The organism is Rhodanobacter sp. Root561 (assembly GCF_001427365.1).
GTDB lineage: Bacteria > Pseudomonadota > Gammaproteobacteria > Xanthomonadales > Rhodanobacteraceae > Rhodanobacter.
Genome location: NZ_LMGH01000015.1, coordinates 219,052 through 225,429, shown reverse-complemented (window position 1 = coordinate 225,429; position 6,378 = coordinate 219,052). Strand labels below are relative to the sequence as shown.

2 protein-coding genes are annotated in these 6,378 nt (G+C 66.7%); both read left to right on the top strand.

Features of this window, described 5'->3' with window-relative positions:
- The first annotated feature begins 15 nt into the window (after positions 1–15).
- Complete coding sequence (locus tag ASD55_RS18580; protein WP_235577850.1) at positions 16–5,214, top strand: hypothetical protein; 5,199 nt, start codon at positions 16–18, stop codon at positions 5,212–5,214.
- Positions 5,211–6,323 (top strand): hypothetical protein, encoded by a 1,113-nt coding sequence (locus ASD55_RS16120; protein WP_056716414.1) that lies wholly within the window; start codon positions 5,211–5,213, stop codon positions 6,321–6,323. Before ASD55_RS18580 ends, ASD55_RS16120 begins: the two co-directional genes overlap by 4 nt.
- The last annotated feature ends 55 nt before the right edge of the window (positions 6,324–6,378 follow it).

Sequence of the window (6,378 nt, the reverse complement as noted above, 5' to 3'; positions counted from 1 at the left end):
ACCTCGTTCGAGAACTTGAGCGACAGCGCAGCGGGCAACTTCGTGTTTGCCGATGGGGCCACCGTCAGTGGCACGCTGGCCGGTGGTGGTGCGGGCACGCTGGACTACAGCGCGTACACCACGGCGGTGAACGTGGGCCTGGGCGGCACGGCCACCGGCACCGGCGGCTGGAGCGGCATCACCACGGCGAAGGGCGGTTCGGCCTCGGACACGATCAGCGGCAGCAGCCAGACCTACACCCTGACCGGTGCAGGCGCCGGCAACGGCGGCACGCTGACCTGGACCTCGTTCGAAAACATCGTCGATGCCGGCACCGGCACGATCGCGACCACGGGTGCGCAGGTCTACAACCTGAGCGGAAGCAACGCCGGCACGGTCACGACCCTGCTGCCGGGTGGCTTCAGCGGTATCGGCAACCTCAACGCAGCCACCGGTACCGTCAACTTCGGTACCGGCGGCAGCGTCACGGGCAACATCACGGCGCAGACGCTGAATTACGCCAGCTACGCCACGGTGGTGACGTTCGACCTGTCCAACGGTGCCGGCGCGACCACCGGCATTGGCGGTACCTGGACGAGCGTGACCACGCTTGCGGGCAGCGGCAACAGCGACACGATCACGGGTTCCGGCCAGACCTACCAGTTGGACAACACCGTTGCCAACAAGGGCAGCAGCGGCCTGGTGGGCTGGAGCTCGTTCGAGAACATCAGCGACGCCACCGGCACGGTCAACTTCGGCAGCAATGGCGGCGTCACTGGCAACATCGCAGTGCAGACGCTGGACTTCGGCAATTACCTGCAAGACCTGACGCTGAACGTGGATACCGGCGCGATCTCGGGCGTCAGTGGAAGCTTCAGCGGGTACACCACGGTCAGTGCGAACGCGGCGCAAAGCAACACGGTGACCGGTACGGGCCAGAGCTATGTGCTGGACAACGCGGTGGCCAACCAGGGCAGCAGCAACAGCTACAACTGGAGCGGTTTCCACAACATCGCCGACGCCACCGGCACGGTGAACTTCGGCACGGCCGGCAGCGTTACCGGCAATGTCACGGCGCAGGCGCTGAATTACGCCAGCTACGGCACGGCGGTGGCGTTGGATCTGTCCAACAGCAGCGGCGCGACAACTGGCATCGGCGGCACCTGGAGCGGCGTGACGTCGGTGACCGGCAGCGGTCACAGCGACACGGTGCATGGCAGCAGCCAGACCTACAACCTGACCGGCGCGAACGCCGGCAGCAGCGGCTTGCTGAACTGGACTTCGTTCGAGAATCTGAGCGACAGCGCAGCGGGCAACTTCGTGTTTGCGAACGGTGCGAGCGTCAGCGGCACGCTGGCGGGCGGTGGTGCGGGCACGCTGGATTACAGCGCGTACACCACGGCGGTGAGCGTGGGCCTGGGCGGTACGGCCACCGGCGTCAGCGGCACGCTGGCGGGCGGTGGTGCGGGCACGCTGGATTACAGCGCGTACACCACGGCGGTGAGCGTGGGCCTGGGCGGTACGGCCACCGGCACCGGTGGCTGGAGCGGCATCACCACGGYGAAGGGCGGTTCGGCGTCGGAYACGATCAGCGGCAGCAGCCAGACGTATCAGCTGACCGGCGCGAACGCCGGCAACAATGGCGTGTTGAGCTGGAGCTCGTTCGAGAACCTGAGCGACAGCGCAGCGGGCAACTTCGTGTTTGCGAACGGTGCGAGCGTCAGCGGCATGCTGACGGCCGGCAGCGCAGGCACGCTGGACTACAGCGCGTACACGACGGCGGTGAACGTGGGCCTGGGCGGCACGGCCACCGGCACCGGCGGCTGGAGCGGCATCACCACGGCGAAGGGCGGTTCGGCCTCGGACACGATCAGCGGCAGCAGCCAGACCTACACCCTGACCGGTGCAGGCGCCGGTAACGGCGGCACGCTGACCTGGACCTCGTTCGAGAACATCGCCGATGCCGGCACCGGCACGCTGACCGCATCCAACCAGAACTGGAGCCTCACGGGCCACAACCAGGGTACGGTGACCAATCTGGCCGGTACCTTCTCCGGCATCGGCAACCTGATCGACACCGGTACCGGCCATTTCTTCATGCACTCGGGGGCCGACGGGGATATCTCGGGCAATCTCGATGCTGGCAGCAACGGCAGCCTGGATTACTCGGGCTACACCACGCCGGTCAATGTGAACCTGTCCGGTGCAGGTACGACGGGGGTTAGCGGCACCACGTCGGGCATCGCGGCGGTGAAGGCAAGCAGCAATCTTGGCATCAGCGGCAACACGGCCGGCACGCTCACGATCACCACGACCGGTGCCGGGACCAGCACGACGCTGGGCGCGACCACGGTGGGTGGCAACCTGCTCATCACCAGCAGCGGGGCGGTATCGCAGACGGGCGCGGCGCTGGCCGTGGCGGGCACCACCACGGTCAATGCCGGCACCAGCGCGATTACCCTCGCTGGCGGCAGCAATGACTTCGGTGGCGTGGTCAATCTCGCCGGTGGCGCCACGCAGATCCGTGACATCAACGCCTTGACGCTCGGGACGGTGAGCACGGGCGCATTGACGGTAAATTCGGGCAACCTGACCATGGGCGGCGTGCTCAACGGCACGGCAGTGAGCCTGAACTCGTCCGGTACGATCAACGAAGGACCGGCGGGCAGCATCACGGCGACCACGTTGACCGGTCATTCGGCAGGCGCAACCAGTCTTGCCGGGGTCAACCATGTCGGCACCCTGGGCAGCTTCACTGCTGCCGGCTTTGCGCTGACCAATGCACAGTCGCTGGCCGTGACCGGAGCAGTCGATGGCGGAGCCAGCACGGCGTTGACCACGACGTCAGGGAACCTGGCCATCAACGGTGCGGTGAGCGGCACCACCACCACCCTGAAGTCGGCCGGAACGATCAGTGAAGGGGCTGGTGGCAACATCACCGCGGCGACGCTGACCGGGCAGTCGGCGGGTGCGACCACGCTCAACGGCAGCAACCATGTCACCAACCTGGGCAATTTCAGTGCTGCGGGTTTTGCCCTGACCAATGCACAGTCGCTGACCATCGCCGGCGCCCTGAACGGTGGCGCCAGTACGGTGCTGACCACGACTGCCGGCAACCTGGCGATCAACGCGGCAGTCAACGGCACGACGACGACACTCGCCTCCGCAGGGGCGATCAGCCAAGGCGCCGGCGGTGCCATTACGGCAACCACGTTGACAGGCCACTCGGGCGGAGCAACGACGCTCAACGGCAGCAACCACATCGGCACGCTGGGCAGCTTCACGGCGGCTGGCTTCGCATTGACCGACGCGCAGGCACTGACCGTCACGGGTCCGGTCAGCGGCGGCACCAGCACGACCCTGGCCACCACGGCCGGCAACCTGGCCATCAACGGTGCGGTCAGCGGCACCACGACCACGCTGAACTCCGCCGCGGACATCACCGAAGGCAGTGGCGGCAGCATCACCGCGACCACCCTGAATGGCAGCTCGGTCGGCAACACGACGCTGAACCAGGCCAATCACATCGGCACGCTCGGGAGCTTCAGCGCCGCCAATTTCGCCCTGACCAATGCGCAAGCGCTGAGTGTGGGTGGTCCGCTGACCACCACGGGTGGCACTGGCGACATCAGCCTGACCACGACCAGCGGGGCGCTGAGCGTGAACACGGCCGTCACGGGTGACGAGGTTTCGCTGACCTCGGCTGGCGATCTGGCGTTGGGCAACAACGTCACCGGCACGACGGTGAACCTGGACTCCACCGGCAACATCAGCCAGGGCGGTGGCATCCTCACCGCCGGCACGCTGACCGGCAGTTCGAGCGGCAGCACCACGCTGAACCAGGCCAACAAGATCACCACGCTGGGCGATTTCAGCGCGACGGCCTTCAGCCTGACCAATGCGCGCTCGCTGACCGTGAGTGGTCCGCTGCAGGGTGGCGCCAGTACCACGTTGACCACGACCGCTGGCGATCTCGCGATCAACGGGGCGGTTAGTGGCACCACGACCACGCTCAACTCCGCCGGTGCGATCACCGAGGGCGCGGCAGGCAGCATCACCGCGAATCTGCTGACGGGGCAGTCGACCGGCAATACGACGCTGGACGGCAGCAACCACATCAACACGCTGGGCAGCTTCACGGCGGACTTCAGTCTGACCAATGCGCAGACGCTGACGGTGGTCGGCCCACTCGATGGCGGCCCGGCCGTGACACTCACCACCACCGCGGGTGACCTGATCATCAACGGTGCCGTCAGCGGCACCACGACGACGCTGAAGTCGGCCGGTGCGATCAGCGAAGGCGCCGGCGGCAGCATCACGGCCGGCACCCTGAGCGGCCAGTCGGTCGGCGCGACGACCCTCACCGGCGCCAACCACATCGGTACCCTGGGCGGCTTCAGCGCAGCGAACTTCGCGCTGAGCAATGCGCAGGCGCTGACGGTCAATGGTGCGGTCAACGGCGGCTCCGCCCTGGCCCTGACCACGACCGCTGGTGGACTGTCCATCAACGGGGCGATCAGCGGTACCAAGACCACGCTGAAGTCCGCCGGCGCGATCAACGAAGGCTCCGGTGGCCTGATCACGGCCAGCACCCTGAGCGGAAGCGCGACGGGCGCGACCACGCTGGGCAGTGCCTCGGATCGCATCAACAACATGGTCGACACACTTGGCAACTTCTCGTCGCCGGGTGGCTTCAGCATGACCAACAACAAGACCCTGACCCTGGCGTCGGTCGATGGCAGCACGTTCACGGTTAACGCGGGCAACGCGGTCACCTATCTGTCGGTGACCAATGGCGACCTGTTCCAGCTGGGCACCACGCCGCTCTACAACAGCACGGGTACCTGGGGCTCAACCGGACGGATGGGCAAGGCCTCGGCGCCGATCTACGTGGTCGGTACCGGCTTGCAGATGATTGCGAATGTCGGGTTCCCACCCGCTTACTTCTACGCGATCGACAGCAGCAGCAACCTGCTGCCGCTGGGTGGCGGCTTCGCGATCAACGTGCCGACCGCAACCGGCGCAGGCAGTGCGCAGAACGGCAATCACGGTGACTCCTACATCGACCCGAGCGTGATCACGGCGAACTATCGCTCCTACGGCATCGTGCCGTCCGGCGTGCGTTTGCCGGCCGATCAGCAGAGCGGGTGCGATCCGGACCAGCCGGATCAGCAGGATTGCCAGGAAGGCGACACCGTGGGGATGGTGGGCTTCATGATGAATGGTCGCCGATGAGCATGCTGAAGCTCGGCGCGGCCGTCCTGGTCGGATTGCTGGCGCCGGGGTGGGTTACGCCACTCGCGGCGCAGCTTGCGCCGCGACTGAGTGGAACGGCGATCCTGGAAGAACTGGGCACGGCCCAGCATGAGCTGTCCGCTCGTGCGGCCGGCATGCCGGGCTCCAGCCTGGGGGCGACCAGCGAGCGTCTCGCCACGATGAGCGAGGCCTTGCGGAAATCGCTGGGCAAGGATGTCGACAAGCCGATCGACATCATCGACGCCAAACCCAAAAGCAACGCCTATCGTGCCCATGCGGCCAGCCAGCGGGTGCAGGCGTTTCTGGCAGCCAGCAAGGGTTGCCTGGACACGGACGCAACAGCCATGGCCGATGCGCTGGCGACGACGGTGGCCCAGCTTGCCGAAGCGTCGGACGGAGCGAAGCTGCCGCCGGTCGTCGATGCCGTCGAGACTGCCGATCATCGACCGCTGTTCGTGTTGCGAAACATCCCGGGCAAGACCAGCTTCGCGCTGGTGGGAGCCAACCTGTTCGATGCGCAGTGTGAGGACCCCAAGGTCACGGCCACCGATGCCCAGGGCAAGCCGCAGGCGGTGCAGCCGAAGGTGACCGGGGTCTCGCCCGTCCGGATCGAGCTGGAGTTGCCCGCAGGTGTCAAGCTCGATCCTGGCAGCTACGTGCTCCACGTGGCGTCCAGGCGCAAGGCTTTCCTGCTTGGCTGTGGCGCCCAGCCCGAGGCGGTGGCCGTGGTGCAGGTAGCCACCCCGGCGAGACTTTCGATCAGCTATGTATTGACCACCACGTGCCGTGCCGGAGATGGCAGCGAGAAGGTCGGGTCGCCCATTGCCGGCACCATGCCGGACTTTTCCGGCGGCAACACCGTTTCCAGGCAGGTGGACATCGGGGCGTGCACCGATCCGCTGCGCTACACGATCAGCGCGGGAGTCACCTTCGCGGATGGCCGCACCACCACGGTGGGGCCAATCAGCCAGATCGCTTCGGCCGGCATCACCGCGGGACTGCCGGCTGGGCTGACCCTTAGCTGGGACCCGTCGGTGCGTCAGCTCTTCGTTCGTTCCGGCGCGAACAGCTGCAAGGGCGTCTACTGAAGCCTGCCCCTGCAACTACCGGATCGGATCTGCGGGCGGTTCGTCTTCGGGATGG

Excerpts from the sequence above, each read along its gene's own strand:
- ASD55_RS16120 (WP_056716414.1), top strand. The coding sequence starts at position 5,211 with ATGAGCATGCTGAAGCTCGGCGCGGCCGTCCTGGTCGGATTGCTGGCG.